This window comes from Pacificibacter sp. (assembly GCF_039769035.1).
In the GTDB taxonomy this organism is placed as follows: Bacteria; Pseudomonadota; Alphaproteobacteria; order Rhodobacterales; family Rhodobacteraceae; genus Celeribacter.
In genome coordinates, this window is the sequence record NZ_JBDMZG010000087.1 from 1 (window position 1) to 14,383 (window position 14,383).

Annotated in this window: 14 protein-coding genes; 8 read left to right on the forward strand and 6 right to left on the reverse strand. The window is 53.3% G+C overall.

Annotated features, from left to right (window positions below; all coding sequences use genetic code 11):
* From acs to ABF287_RS08230, 6 genes are all read right to left on the reverse strand, one after another.
* Positions 1 to 1,720 (reverse strand): acetate--CoA ligase (acs, locus tag ABF287_RS08205; RefSeq protein ID WP_347184524.1); only part of this gene is annotated, 1,720 nt, incomplete at its 3' end.
* An 85-nt stretch (positions 1,721 to 1,805) separates the two neighbouring features.
* On the reverse strand, positions 1,806 to 2,570 hold the full coding sequence (locus tag ABF287_RS08210) for an ABC transporter ATP-binding protein (RefSeq protein ID WP_347184525.1): 765 nt from the start codon (positions 2,568 to 2,570) through the stop codon (positions 1,806 to 1,808).
* Between the two features lie 11 nt (positions 2,571 to 2,581).
* Positions 2,582 to 3,343, reverse strand: coding sequence for an ABC transporter ATP-binding protein (locus ABF287_RS08215; RefSeq protein WP_347184526.1), 762 nt, complete (start codon positions 3,341 to 3,343; stop codon positions 2,582 to 2,584).
* A gap of 11 nt (positions 3,344 to 3,354) precedes the next feature.
* Positions 3,355 to 4,554 carry a branched-chain amino acid ABC transporter permease gene (locus tag ABF287_RS08220; protein ID WP_347184527.1) on the reverse strand — a complete coding sequence of 400 codons (1,200 nt, stop codon included), beginning with the start codon at positions 4,552 to 4,554 and terminating at the stop codon, positions 3,355 to 3,357.
* 3 nt (positions 4,555 to 4,557) lie between these two features.
* Positions 4,558 to 5,589, reverse strand: a complete 1,032-nt coding sequence (locus tag ABF287_RS08225) for a branched-chain amino acid ABC transporter permease (RefSeq protein WP_347184528.1) — start codon at positions 5,587 to 5,589, stop codon at positions 4,558 to 4,560.
* A gap of 91 nt (positions 5,590 to 5,680) precedes the next feature.
* Positions 5,681 to 7,024, reverse strand: coding sequence for an ABC transporter substrate-binding protein (locus tag ABF287_RS08230; protein WP_347184529.1), 1,344 nt, complete (start codon positions 7,022 to 7,024; stop codon positions 5,681 to 5,683).
* Between the two features lie 272 nt (positions 7,025 to 7,296).
* Between ABF287_RS08230 and ABF287_RS08235 the strand changes: the two genes are divergently transcribed.
* The 8 genes from ABF287_RS08235 to ABF287_RS08270 all read left to right on the forward strand — a co-directional run bounded on the left by ABF287_RS08235 (position 7,297) and on the right by ABF287_RS08270 (position 14,283).
* Positions 7,297 to 8,664, forward strand: coding sequence for a short-chain fatty acyl-CoA regulator family protein (locus ABF287_RS08235; protein ID WP_347184530.1), 1,368 nt, complete (start codon positions 7,297 to 7,299; stop codon positions 8,662 to 8,664).
* 75 nt (positions 8,665 to 8,739) lie between these two features.
* Positions 8,740 to 9,135: a response regulator gene (locus ABF287_RS08240; RefSeq protein WP_347184531.1), complete on the forward strand. Its 396-nt coding sequence runs from the start codon at positions 8,740 to 8,742 to the stop codon at positions 9,133 to 9,135.
* Entirely contained in the window at positions 9,128 to 9,442 is a 315-nt protein-coding gene (locus ABF287_RS08245; RefSeq protein WP_347184532.1) for a hypothetical protein, read from the forward strand. Before ABF287_RS08240 ends, ABF287_RS08245 begins: the two co-directional genes overlap by 8 nt.
* Entirely contained in the window at positions 9,443 to 12,148 is a 2,706-nt protein-coding gene (locus ABF287_RS08250; protein ID WP_347184533.1) for an ATP-binding protein, read from the forward strand.
* A gap of 152 nt (positions 12,149 to 12,300) precedes the next feature.
* On the forward strand, positions 12,301 to 13,344 hold the full coding sequence (locus tag ABF287_RS08255) for a FliM/FliN family flagellar motor switch protein (RefSeq protein ID WP_347184534.1): 1,044 nt from the start codon (positions 12,301 to 12,303) through the stop codon (positions 13,342 to 13,344).
* A 101-nt stretch (positions 13,345 to 13,445) separates the two neighbouring features.
* Entirely contained in the window at positions 13,446 to 13,793 is a 348-nt protein-coding gene (locus tag ABF287_RS08260) for a TraR/DksA C4-type zinc finger protein (RefSeq protein WP_347184535.1), read from the forward strand.
* A gap of 35 nt (positions 13,794 to 13,828) precedes the next feature.
* Positions 13,829 to 14,017, forward strand: a complete 189-nt coding sequence (locus ABF287_RS08265; RefSeq protein WP_347184536.1) for a hypothetical protein — start codon at positions 13,829 to 13,831, stop codon at positions 14,015 to 14,017.
* 38 nt (positions 14,018 to 14,055) lie between these two features.
* Positions 14,056 to 14,283 carry a hypothetical protein gene (locus ABF287_RS08270; RefSeq protein ID WP_347184537.1) on the forward strand — a complete coding sequence of 76 codons (228 nt, stop codon included), beginning with the start codon at positions 14,056 to 14,058 and terminating at the stop codon, positions 14,281 to 14,283.
* Positions 14,284 to 14,383: the final 100 nt, after the last annotated feature.

Consider the following 14,383-nt stretch of genomic DNA (forward strand, 5'->3'; position numbering starts at 1 on the left):
ACGCATCAGACGGCTCTTGGTCATTCATCAAGGTGACATAGGCGTAGATGCCTTGGCCTTTGATTTCATGTGGGAAACCAACCACGGCAGCTTCGGCGACGGTGGCGTGAGCCACCAGTGCGCTTTCGACTTCTGCGGTGCCCATGCGGTGGCCTGAGACGTTGATCACATCGTCGACGCGACCTGTGATCCAGTAGTAGCCATCGGCATCGCGGCGACAACCGTCACCAGAGAAGTAGTAGCCTTTGTACTGCTGGAAATAGGTCTCTTGGAAGCGCTCGTGATCGCCCCAAACGGTGCGCATTTGACCGGGCCATGAGTCTTTAAGGCAGAGAACGCCTTCGGCCTCAGTGGTGGTGATTTCTTCGCCTGTTGTGGCGTCCAAAATCACGGGTTGTACGCCAAAGAAGGGCAGGGTGGCCGAGCCTGGTTTTGTCGGTACAGCACCCGGAAGTGGCGCCAAAAGATGTCCGCCAGTTTCGGTTTGCCACCACGTGTCGACGATGGGCGCTTTGCCTTTGCCAACCACGTCGTTGTACCAATTCCATGCTTCGGGATTGATCGGTTCGCCCACTGTGCCAAGCACTTTGATGTCGGACAGGTCGTATTTTTCCACAGGGTCGTTGCCGTGCGCCATAAGTGCGCGCAACGCCGTTGGTGCGGTGTAGAATTGGTTCACCTTGTGCTTTTCACAGACGGCCCAGAACCGGCCAGCATCTGGATAGGTTGGCACGCCCTCAAACATCACTGTTGTAGCACCGTTGGCCAATGGACCGTAGACAATATAGCTGTGCCCTGTGACCCAGCCCACGTCGGCCGTGCACCAAAAGATGTCACCGTCGTGGTAATCAAACACGTATTTGTGGGTCATCGCCGCATAGGCCAAGTAGCCGCCGGAGGTGTGCACAACGCCTTTTGGTTTGCCGGTTGAGCCTGATGTGTAGAGTACAAAGAGCGGATCTTCGGCATTCATGGGGCGCGGGGGGCAGTGGGGGCTTGCGTGCTCCATCAACATTTTCACATCAACATCGCGGCCGTCGACCCATGTGGTTTGATCGCCAGTGTGTTTGACGACGAGGCAACGCACTTGGTCTGAGCAATGCAAAAGAGCAGCGTCTGCGTTGGCTTTCAGCGCAGTTTTGCGGCCACCACGTGGCGCCGTGTCGGCGGTGATCACCAGCTTGGCACCAGAATCGTTGATACGGTTTGCCAATGCGTCAGGAGAAAAGCCAGCGAATACAATAGAATGGATCGCGCCGATGCGCGCACAGGCCAACATGGCGTAGGCAGCCTCAGGGATCATCGGCAGATAAATCACGACACGATCGCCGCGCATCACGCCTTGAGACAGCAGTACATTTGCGAAGCGATTGACCTTGTCGGACAGCTCTTTGTAGGTGATGTGCTGCGCTGGATCTTCGGGGTTGTCGGGCTCAAAAATGATCGCGGTTTGCAGCGCACGGGTGGCCAAATGACGGTCGATACAGTTGGCGGAAACGTTCAAGACGCCGTCAGGGTACCACTGAATATCGACCTTGCCGAAGTTGAAATCGGTCTTTTTGACGGTTGTGTAGGGCTCGATCCAGTCCAAGATTTTGCCTTGCTCACCCCAAAAGGCTTCGGGGTCTGAGACGGACGCCGCATACATCGCGTCATAGCCGGCGCGATCAATGTGAGCGGACGCTGTGAAAGTTTCTGACGGTGAATAGGTCGTCGTCATGGTGTTCCTCCTGAGAACATAGTTTTCCGCGCGGCTCAGGCACGGCTGCCCTGCCTTAGCAAAATGCTGCTTGCAGGGCAATAAGTCATATAGCTAGATATTCGGCTCTTAGGGCTTCATTTTCTAGCACCTCCTTGGCAGAGCCGTCGTAAACCACGGTCCCTGTGTCGAGAATGACGGCGCGATCCGCAAGGTTCAATGCCCTAACGGCATTTTGTTCAACCAAAATGGTTGTAATCCCTTGGGCTTTGATGATGCGCAGTGTCTTTTCGATTTCGTCGACGATCACGGGGGCGAGGCCCTCGTAAGGTTCGTCCAGCAAAAGCACTTTGATGTCACGTGCAAGTGCACGCGCAATGGACAACATTTGTTGTTCGCCGCCTGACAGCGTGACGCCCTCTTGCTTGCGGCGTTCACGTAGGCGGGGGAACAGATCGTAAATGCGATCAAGCGACCAGCCGACAGGTTCAACGATTTGTGCCAACTGTAGGTTTTCCTCGACCGTCAAGCCCGGAATGATGCGTCGATCTTCTGGCACCAGCCCCAAACCCGCGATGGCCGCTTCGTGCGATTTCATCGTGTGTAGGTGTTGGTGGTCGAGCCAAATTTCGCCCCGTGTCACCATTGGATCGTCAAGCCGTGCAATCGCGCGCAAGGTTGAGGTTTTACCAGCACCGTTGCGTCCCAAAAGGGCAAGGATTTCACCTTCGTGAACGGTAAAAGATACGCCTTGTACGATGTAGCTTTCGCCGTAGTAGGCGTGTAAATCCCAAACCGAGAAATATGCAGGCGCAGTTTCTGCATGGTTTGCGGCGAGGTTCGTGCTGCTATGGTATTGTTTTTCTGCCATGGTGAGCGCTCCTAAACTTGCTGGGTTTCGCCCAAGTAGGCTTCTTTTACCTTTGGGTGGCCTTTGATGTTTTCAGGTGTGTCTTCAACAAGGGGGGTGCCTTGCGCCAGAACGGTGATGCGATCCGCCAGTGAAAAGACCACATGCATATCGTGCTCGATAATGGCGATCGTGATGTCGCGCTCTTCTTTGATTTGTTTGAGCAAATCGATGGTGTTGTTGGTGTCGGCCCGCGCCATGCCCGCTGTGGGTTCATCCAGCAACAAAAGTCGCGGCTGTTGCGACAGGCACATGCCGATTTCGAGACGTCTTTTGTCGCCACGAGACAGCGCGGCACCGTGCATGCTGCGCTTGCTCGCCATGTTCATTTCTTCGAGCATGTTTTCCGCGTTTTCGATGATCTCTTTGTCTTTCATCATATTCGCGATCGCATTGAGTTCGAAAGAACCGTCTCTTTTTGCGAAGCATGAGATCATCATGTTTTCAAGGACGCTCAGATCGCCAAATATTTCAGGGGTTTGAAACACCCGAGAAATCCCCATTTGGTTGATTTGATAGGGTTTGAGGCCCAACACGGATTGACCATCGAAGGTCACTGATCCCGTATCTGGGATCAGCTTTCCAACGAAACAGTTCAGCAATGTCGACTTGCCTGCACCGTTTGGCCCGATGATTGCATGCACGGTGTTTTCTTGAACGCTCAGGTTTACGTCACCCAAGGCTTGCAGGCCACCAAAGCGTTTGCCTACGTTTTTAACTTCTAGGATACCCATATTTTTGTTCCCTATTCCGCAGGTTTGTTTGTGCTGTCAGTTGATTTTGAATCAACCTTTTTGCGACGGAACATCTTGGCGATACGTTGTCCGCCTTCGACCAAGCCGCCAGGCAAGAAGATCACGACCAACATGAACAAGAGACCGAGTGTCAGATGCCAGCCTTTGCCAACAAATGGATAAACAAGGCTGATCAACAGGTCTTCAAGTCCATCTGGCAAAAAGCCGAACCAGGTTTCGAGGATGTTCTTGTTGATCTTGGAGACGATGTTTTCCATGTATTTGATAAAGCCAGCGCCAAGAGCAGGGCCGATCAACGTGCCAGCGCCGCCCAAGATCGTCATCAACACCACTTCGCCTGAGGCTGTCCAGAACATCCGTTCCGCGCCCACTTGCGTGTCCATCGCGACCAAAAGACCACCCGCAAGCCCAGCGTACATGCCGGAAATCACAAATGCGGCCAAAGTATAGGGTTTGGCGTTGAGACCTGTGTAGTTCATCCGTTGTTGATTGGATTTCACGGCCCGCAGCATCAGCCCGAAAGGCGAACGGAAGATACGGATCGACAGGTAAAAGGCGATGATCATCACGACCGCAGCCACATAGTAACCAGCGTTAAAGGTAAAGACCCAGTTGCCGATGTTGAGATCAAAGGATTGGTTCATTTCCAAGCCAAAGAGGTTTGCGCGCGGCGATTGCCCCTCTGCCAATGCACCGTCAAGGATGCGCGGGTCAGAGTTTTTTGGCTGCAGGCCGGTCTCGCCGCCTGTGATGGGCGTCAAAACTGAATAGGCGAGCGCGTAAGACATTTGCGCGAAAGCCAACGTCAGGATCGAAAAGTAGATGCCTGAGCGGCGCAATGAAATCCAGCCGACCAAAAGCGAGAACAGGCCCGCCACGATCACGGAGATGATGATCGCAGGGATCACATTCATGGTCAGCAGCTTCATCATCCAGATGGCTGCATATGAACCGACACCCAAAAACGCGGCATGTCCAAAGCTCAGGTAGCCAGTGAGGCCAAAGAGAATGTTAAACCCGATGGCAAATATACCAAAGATAACAAGGCGTTGCATTAGGTCTGGGTAGCCTGCGTTGAACTGTGCCATGGCTGAGCCTTCAGGGAAGGGGTTCAGCAGGAACGGTGCAAACAGGGCGAGTCCGATCACAATGATCAGCAGCAGTGAGTCTTTTTTGGTTAGTCCAAACATTGTTTATTCCTCCATCACGCCTTTGCGCCCCATAAGCCCACGCGGGCGAGTGAGCAGGATGATGATTGCCACCACGTAGATGATGATCTGATTGATGCCGGGGATGAATTCGAGAACGATGGCCATGGAGGCAAAGCTTTCCAAGATTCCGAGCAGGAACCCCGCAAGAACCGCTCCAGGCAAAGAGCCCATGCCACCCACAACGACGACCACAAAGCTCAGCACAAGAAAATCCATGCCCATGTGGTAATTCGGAGAGTTGATTGGCGCATACATTACGCCTGCAAGCCCCGCCACCGCGGCAGCAATGCCGAACATGATGGTGAAACGCTTGTCGATATCGATGCCCAGTAGGCCAACAGTTTCGCGGTCGGCCATGCCGGCGCGCACAACCATCCCAAAGGTGGTAAAGCGTAAGAAGGAAAACACAGCGCCGACGATGATGGCGGCAAAAGCAAAGTAAACCAAACGCCAGTAGGGGTAGATGATGGTATTCGGATCAAACCCAAGGATCGCGCCAAAGTCGAAGGATCCTGCGAACGCCGCAGGTGCAGGGGTTGGGATTGGATTGGCACCGTAAAAGTATTTGATGACTTCCTGCAAAACGATGGCCAAGCCAAAGGTCACGAGAATTTGGTCAGCATGCGGGCGTTTGTAGAAGTGTTTGATCAGCCCGCGTTCCATAATGTAGCCAATTCCAATCATCACAGGGATTGAAAATAAGATCGACAATGGGACAGCCCAGTCTATGATGGATTCCCCCATGGATTGACCTAAAATGTCATAGATATAAGGGACTTCAACCTTCATGGGGTTGCCCAGAAAGTCGGTTTTTGTGTCATCTATGATTGTATGGCTGAACGTTAAAATCCGGCTCAGTGTGACCGCACAGAACGCGCCAATCATAAACAAAGCGCCGTGAGCGAAGTTCACAACGCCCAAGGTGCCAAAGATCAAAGTCAGGCCTAAAGCGATCAACGCGTATGCGGATCCTTTGTCCAGACCGTTCAGAATTTGCAAGACAATTAGGTCCATGGTGTCCCTCATGAAACGTTTGTCGACCTACCTGTGTGGGCCGAAAAAGAGGGCGAAGAAACTCCGCCCTCGTTGTAAGTTCGAAGTGTTTTTATGCGCCTGAGTTACATGTGCCCAATGAGCCGCCAGCCACTTGTGGGTGGTCTGGTGCGTATGTCACTTGCTCAACAGGTGTCACTTCAACGATTTCAAGAAGATCGAACTCGGATGTCGGGTTCTCTTTACCCTTCACAACAAGCACGTCTTTGAAACACTGGTGATCATCGGCGCGGTAAAGTGTTTTACCGTTGCCCATACCGTCGAACTCAAAGCCTTCAAGCGCTTCGACAACACCACATGGGTTGAACGTACCTGCACGCTCACATGCATCTGCGTAAAGCAATGTTTGAACGTAGCACGTGTGTGCCGCCTGAGATGGTGGGAAGCCGTATTTGGTACCAAAGGACTTCACAAAGGCTTTTGAACCTTCGTCCGTCAGTGACCAGTGCCAGTTGGTTGAGCCGTAAATGCCCTTAACGTTGGCGCCAGCACCTTTGGCCATCAAGCGTGAGTAAAGCGGAACAACGATTTCGAAGTTCTTGTTGTTCACAAGCAAGTCACGCAGGCCGAACTGAACAGCGTTGGTGAGTGAGTTCACCATGTTCCCGCCGTAGTGGTTCAGAACCAAAACATCTGCGCCAGATTGCAAAACAGGAGCAATGTAGGACGAGAAATCAGTCTGTGTCAGCGGTGTTTTCACAGCGTTCACAGTTTCCCAACCCAAAGCTTCCGTAGAAGAGCGTACAGCTTCTTCTGTGGTGTAACCCCAGTTGTAATCTGCTGTCAGGTGGTATGCTTTACGATCTGTGCCGTAGTTTGCAGCCAACACAGGCGCAAGAGCTGCACCAGACATGTAGGAGTTAAAGAAGTGGCGGAAACCATTGGCCCGCTTGTCTTTACCCGTGGTGTCGTTGGAGTGCGTGAGGCCAGCCATAAAGATAACGCCAGCTTCTTGGCAGAGCGCTTGAACAGCAACAGCCACACCAGAGGATGAACCACCGGAAATCATGACTGCGCCATCTTTTTCGATCATGGACTTAGCAGACGCGCGTGCTGCATCTGATTTGGTTTGGGTGTCGCCCGTAACGTATTCGACCTTTTTACCCAAGATACCGTTTCCGGTCAGCGCTTTGGATGAGAATGTATTCATCATCCCGCCGTCGCCGCCACCGTTCAGGTGCTCAACAGCAAGCTCAAAGGCACGCAATTCGTCTGCGCCCTCATCAGCATATGGACCTGATTGTGGAACGTTGAAGCCAAGCGTGACAGTGCCGCCCGTTGGCTCGTTTACATAAGCTGAAGCAGCTGATGTGAAGATCGTGGGTAGTGCTAGACCCGCGCCAGCGACTGCACTCGTCTTGAGCAGCCCGCGTCGTGTTAGAAGTGAATTGGACATGGAAATCCTCCCTTAGGGTTTCAGTCCGCAAGACCCGCGCCTCCTCGCGCAGATATTGCGTTTCCTGCCTCGCCCTTAACGATCGAGCTGTTAACAGGATGTCTGAATACTGTGGGTGAACTGAAAACAACTCAATAAGTGCTTTTGTTTAAAAGATTTTTTTGTTAACAAGTACACAGGGCGCGTGATCATTTTGTAAACAATTTTTCACGCACTTGCGAAATTTACGTTTCGCACCTGCAAAAAGTTATTGAAAAGGCTTAAGAAAAACGATGCCACGTTCAGCACTCACAGGAACACGAATTCGTGAAAAACGACTGGTTGAGGGGCTGAAGCAGTCCGACTTGGCGCGCAAAGTTGGCATTTCGGGGGCCTATCTCAACCTTATCGAACACAATCGCCGCAAGATCGGCGGCAAGCTTCTTGTCGATTTGGCACGCGAACTAAATGCAGACGTCACATCTTTGACTGAAGGGGCCCATGCACCCCTGATCGACGGATTGCACGGTGCAGCCGTTGAAAGTGGTGGGCTGAACGCGCCTATTGAAACGGAACGTGTCGAGGAATTTGTCGGGCGCTATCCTGGTTGGGCTGCGCTGGTTGTCCACCAACGTGACCAAATCAAAACACTTGAACGGCGCGTTGAGGCGTTGAACGACAGGCTGGCACATGATCCCTTTTTGTCGGATGCCCTGCACGAAGTGTTGTCGACTGTGACCGCCATCAGATCAACCGCAGGCATTTTGAACGATGGGGGGCACATCGATCCTGAATGGCAGGTGCGTTTTCATCGGAACATGTATGAAGACAGTCAGCGCTTGGCTGATGGGGCGCAGTCTTTGGTCAATTATCTCGATACAGTGGGGCAGGCCGATAAGTCACCCAATGCGCCGATGGATGAGGTCGAAAGCTGGTTGGCCAGTACAGAGTACGCTTTGCCTGACGCGCCCGCTGAAACACCAGACCTTCAATCCCAAGATATCGCAGGCAGCGCACTTTTGACATCGCCTGCTGCACGATCTTTGGCGACGCGGTGGCTGACACGTGCCCAAGCCGATGCGCGCACGATGCCGATGGACGATGTGGATGCCGTTTTGAACGACTTCGGTCCTGATCCCGCCGCCTTGTCACAGCGCACGGGCGCGGATTTAGCATCGTCAATGCGGCGCCTTGCAACGCTTCCCGCGGCAGAAGGGCGTCCCGCTATGGGGCTTGTGACCTGCGATGGATCGGGGACTTTGACATTTCGAAGGCCTTTGGACGGGTTTGCCCCACCGCGGTTTGGCGCGGCCTGTCCGCTATGGCCCCTCTATCAAGCAATGCTGCGGCCCTTGACGCCTGTGCGCCGTGTGATCGAACAAGTGGGTCAGCCGCCGCGTCAATTTTTGGCCTATGCGGTGTGCCAGCCCGTTGTGCAACCTGGCTTTGATGCGCCAGAAGTGGTGGAGGCCACGATGCTTTTCGTACCAATGGATGCAGCGAAAAGTGCCCACAAAACTGCAATCGGTACTGAAAAACCGCTGTATTCTGGTGATGTTATCGAGGTCGGAACCAGTTGCCGTGTGTGCGCGCGGCTAGACTGTCCGGCGCGGCGTGAGCCGTCGCTTATGTCGAGTGCCGCACAAGATGGTCTGGCGTAACTTCGCAAGAACGCTTTTGACAGATCGCCTTGAGCGCGCAATAACGGATGGATCTTGAGGGGGAGGAAGTCGGTTATGGGCAAAAATGTCCTACTGATCGAGGATGAGCCGAATATTATCGAAGCCATTCGGTTTATTCTGTCACGCGATGGATGGAACGTGAAAACGCATTCTGATGGTGCAAACGCCATCGAGGCTGTGCGGGCGAAGCAACCTGACATCGTGATTTTGGATGTGATGCTCCCAGGTAAATCGGGGTTCGATATTCTGCGCGAGCTGCGCGCCGATCCAGCCCATGCCGCGCTGCCGATTCTCATGCTCACCGCACGCGGTCAACAAAAAGACCGCGACATGGCGCAGGCGGCAGGCGTGTCGGTATTTATGACCAAGCCGTTTTCAAATACTGAAATGTTGAATGCCGTGAACGCCTTGATGTCAGCACCACCTGTGAGCGGAGCTGACAATGAATGAACCGAGGCGCTCACCTTTGTATTTGGCGCGCTCGTCGTACCGCAGGCGGCGTTTAGTCGATGCACAAAGATTGATCCCTATATTCTTGTTTTTGTTGTATTTACTTCCGTTGGTATGGGGTGGTTCAGGCGACGGTGATCCGATTGGCGGCGGCGTGCGTGGCTATGTTCATATCTTTACAATTTGGCTTGGCGCCATTGTCGCCGCAGCGTTGATTGCGCGTGCCTTGATGCGCGATGAAACGCCCGGGGATACAGACGACGTGCTGCCGACAGATGACGTGACTTCGAGGGAAAAGAGCTCCTAAATGCTGTCATTTAACGCCCTTGTTCTTGCCTGTTTAAGCTACGCCACGCTTTTGTTTATCGTCGCGTTTTGGGCTGAAAAGCGAGCAGAGCGCGGACAGTTGGGGTGGCTCCGCTCCCCTGTGGTCTACACGTTATCACTTTCCATCTATTGCACTGCTTGGACCTTTTACGGTGCTGTGGGGTACGCGGCACGGTCCGGAATTGAGTTCGCCACTATTTATATGGGGCCAACCATGGTGATGATCGGTTGGTGGTGGATCTTGCGCAAGCTGGTCCGCATTGGCCGCACGCAACGGATTACCTCTGTGGCTGACCTTATTTCGTCACGCTACGGGAAATCCACGACATTGGGTGTGCTGGTCACGGTGCTCGCTGTTGTGGGCACCACGCCGTATATTGCGCTTCAACTTCAATCTGTTGCACTGTCCTTTGCCGTTTTTGGCGACATCAATGCTACGGGGCAGATCGAAACGGATCTCAATAATACAGCACTTTGGGTTGCAGCGGGTTTGACGCTGTTCACCATTTTGTTTGGAACCCGCAACCTTGACGCCAATGAGCGCCATCACGGGGTGGTGACGGCTATCGCGCTTGAAGCTGTGGTAAAGTTCTTGGGCCTCGTCGGTGTTGGGATCTTTGTGGTCTGGGGGATCGGTGACGGGGTTAGCGATATGCTGTCACGCATGGAAGCATCTCCGGTGTCAAAAGTGGACATCGACGGCACGCGGTTCATCACGCTGACGATTTTGTCTGGCGTTGCCTTTTTGACATTGCCACGCATGTTCCAAGTTCTCGTGGTCGAAAATGCTGAGGAAAGGCATTTGTTCACCGCGGGCTGGGCGTTTCCTTTGTACCTGTTTGGCATGTCATTGTTTGTTATTCCGATTGCCGTGGTGGGGCTGGATGTGCTGCCAGAGACGTCAAACCCAGATATGTTCGTTCTGACGTTGCCGCTTGCGTTTGATCAAGAATCTCTTGCAACCCTCAGTTTTCTGGGTGGTTTTTCGTCGGCCACATCAATGGTGATCGTTGCTGCGATTGCCTTGTCCACGATGGTTTCAAACCACATTGTCATGCCGATTTGGTTGTCCTCTCGCAAAGGGGGCGCGACCGTTTCTGGCGACGTGCGTTCACTGGTGTTGTTGTCGCGGCGCTTGTCCATCGCGGGCGTTTTGGCACTTGGCTACTTGTATTTTCGCCTGTCTGGCGGCTCCGAAGCTTTGGCCGCGATTGGCATGATTTCCTTTACAGGGATCGCGCAAGTGTTGCCGGCGATGTTGGGCGGTATTTTCTGGCGTGGAGCGACGCGCACAGGGGCAATCGCAGGTTTGCTGGTCGGGTTTTCAGTCTGGGTGTACGCGATGTTCTTGCCATCTTTTGGAGATGCAGCTGGGTTCACCGCTGAGCTCTTTGCCCATGGGCCTTGGGGGATTGAACTGTTGCGGCCGCAAGCTTTGTTCGGTGTGGAAGGCGTGGACCCTGTCGTTCATGCCGTGGTTTGGTCGCTGTCATTGAACACAGGTGCGTTTCTAATAGGATCGCTTGTGTCCTTCCCACGGCCTGTTGAGCGCTTGCAAGGAGCGCAGTTTGTGAACGTTTTTGAACACACTGGCCCTACACGCAGTTGGACGCATGGTGTCGCTGAAGCTGAAGACCTGTTGGTCATGGCGCAGCGCATTCTTGGTGCCGCTGAGGCACAAAATCTGTTTCACAGCGAGACGCAATCTCAGGGCAAACAAGGGTATCTGCCCGACCCCACGCCGCAATTCTTGGAACGCCTAGAACGCGAACTTGCAGGGTCGGTTGGGGCTGCAACAGCTCACGCGATGCTCGGCAAACTTGCGGGTGGCTCGGTGGTGTCCGTTGAGGATTTGATGGCTGTGGCGGATGAAACGGCACAGATGTTAGAGCATTCGACGCAGTTGCAAGCGCAGTCACAAGAATTGGCAAGAACGGCGCGCAAGCTGCGTGAAGCAAACGAAAAACTGACAGACCTGTCGATTCAAAAAGACGCATTCTTGAGCCAAATTTCACATGAGCTGCGCACCCCAATGACGTCTATTCGGGCGTTTTCGGAAATTCTGCGTGAAGCTGGGCTCTCTGACCGACCAATGGAACCAGAAAGTCTCGCACGCTTTTCTGGGATCATTCATGACGAGGCCCTGCGATTGACGCGCCTTTTGGACGATCTTTTGGACTTGTCAGTGTTGGAAAACGGGCAAGTGTCCCTCAATTGGACGCGCAGCAATTTGCACGATGTGATTGATCGCGCGATCGAGGCCACATCGCAAGGGCTTGATGGTCCGGCCTTGATCTATGAGCGCAATGAGGCATCGGAACATATCGCTATCGAGACGGATAAAGATCGTTTGGCGCAAGTGTTCATCAACCTGATTGCAAATGCGCGCAAATATAGCGGGCATGAAGCGCCTGTTTTGCGCATCGCCGTTCAAAGAATGGCCGACAATCAAATTCAAATTGATTTCGCGGACAATGGCATCGGCATCCCTGAAAGCAAACAAGCGGTTATTTTCGAAAAGTTTTCACGTCTTAGCGATCATGCCAAAGCTGGCGGTGCAGGGCTTGGGCTCGCGATTTGCCGCGAGATTGTCTCAAATCTTGGCGGGCATATTTCTTATCTTCCAGGTCAGGGCGGCGCGGCGTTTCGTATTGAACTGCCGCGGGTGAAGCATACGGCGTCTTAAATGCATCTCTTTGCTTGGCTAAGGGTGAAAAAATGCTGAAAATCGTGCTTGATCAATGATTTGTTTACCTCGTTTGGGCAAAACTTAAGGAAACCCATTTGGGGACCTTAAATTGAGCACGCAGTTTTCAAATCTCATAAAGTACCTTTTGCATGTCTGATGAACACCTCATCTCGGTCATGCGGCGCAAGGCTGGCGCCGGTCGACCTGCGCCGGATGTAACAGCTATGTCTGTCGACAAGGCGTTAAGCTTGGCCACGGCCAAAGCGACCGAAGAGGGCACTGGCATGGTGATGCAGGTGACGCAGGTCATCGAGGAAATGACGTCTATTCGCCGTTTGCCTGAATTGATGCCTGAGAATGCTTTGATGGCGCTGCTGGAAGGACCCGACACGCAATACGGATTGGCGGTGTTCAATCTCGCGGTCACCACGTCTGTTGTTGAACAATTGACCACTGGAAACGTGCAAAAACATTCGCCTGAGGCTCGTAAACCGACCTCCACGGATGCTGTGATGTGTTTTGAGTTGATTGACAGTGTCCTGCGCCAATTTGAAACCTATGCCGCTGAAATCGCCAATCCGCCCGAAATTCATGGCTATCGCGTGGCAGCCCAACTGTCCGAGGCGCGCTCGATTGCGTTGGCGTTTGACGATGTGCGGTACCGGTTGTTGCGCGTGCACGTGGACATGGGCGCAGGCGCGCGATCTGGCGAACTCATGTTTGTTTACCCGTTTGAACCGGCTAAGCCGACACATGATCCAAACTTATCTGTGGACTGGGCCAAGGACTTCCAATCCCTAGTGATGAAGTCTGAGGCCACCCTCGAAACTGTTTTGCAGCGCGTGACGCTGTCGCTCGCGGACGCAGCAAGTCTAGAGGTCGGCATGACTATTCCCATTCCCCACGATGCCTTGTCGCGGGTTGAGATCATGGCGGACGGTCAAACGCTGTCCCATGGTCGCTTGGGGCAAGTCAATGGGCACAGAGCACTCCGACTGGAGCTGGGCGTGGACACAGAAACGATCAATTCACGTGCATCTCAAGTAAAGATCCGCGACGTGCCCGATGCAAACGGCGCAGCGCAACAGGATCCACACGGTGCGTCCTTGGCATTGGATGATGCTGCAACCTCTGCCGCGCTCGCGAGCACACCAGCCGTTGGTGCCCTTGGCGTCGCCTCGCCACCCGAATAGGTCTACGCGGCGCGTAAAATGCGTCTAACGTCGAACTGTTGACCCACATCAAGGTACAAATGCGCAAGGTGCGCAATCCTCTGATCAAAGGAGGACTGCCAATGACTGAACTCAACACCACTTTACTTCACACCAAACGAGACATTCTGCTCAAGCGGCGCGCTGAGTTGGACACCCGTCTTCACCACATTGAAGATGAGCTCGAGGTGGAGCACTCAAAGGACTCCGAAGAGCTTGCCAACGAAATCGAGGACAACGAAGTTCTTGAAGGTATGGGGCAGGCGGGCCTGCTCGAAATCGCAATGATCGATGCCGCGCTCAAACGCATTGAAGACGGCGAATATGGAATATGCGTCTCGTGCGCAGATGACATAAGCATCGAGCGACTGAACATATTGCCACACACGCCGCTGTGTAAAATATGCGCAGCCAAGCACGCTCACGGCTAGATTTAACCCCCAATTCACCACTTGAGGAGACCGCTATGTCCAAAGACAGTGACGCAAAAATCGACCAAATCGTAGATGAACTTGTTGCTGACGACGCCGTTGCACAAGAACTGAAATCAAAACTGCATCAAGAAGTTGACCAGCAGTCAAAGGTCTATGCCGCGCCCAAAGATACAGGCGCATCCGAAGACGATGACGATCTTTGGGACAACATTCCTGTTTGAACCGACCAACCGTTCAATAAACGCAATAGGAGGCCAACATGGCATTCGAAGCTCTTAAAATTCAAGCCTATATGATCCTTGATGAAATCGCGGCACGTCCATCGGACCGCCACGTCTTGCAAGAACAATTGCGTGAAAAACTGTCTGAACTGCGAACAATGGGATTACCTTTGCCGCAAGATCTTGTTGATTTGGAACTCGCGCTGGAAAATGGGGACGCGGATGCCATTTACCCTGCGCAAACGCCAGACGAAGCTGGATCATAACGGGCGAAACATAGGCACATCGATGTGCCAAAACGCCCGTACCCCATTGAGGGCTTGATCTAGCGTCGCTATCACCGCCAAGATGTTCGCGAATGGAATG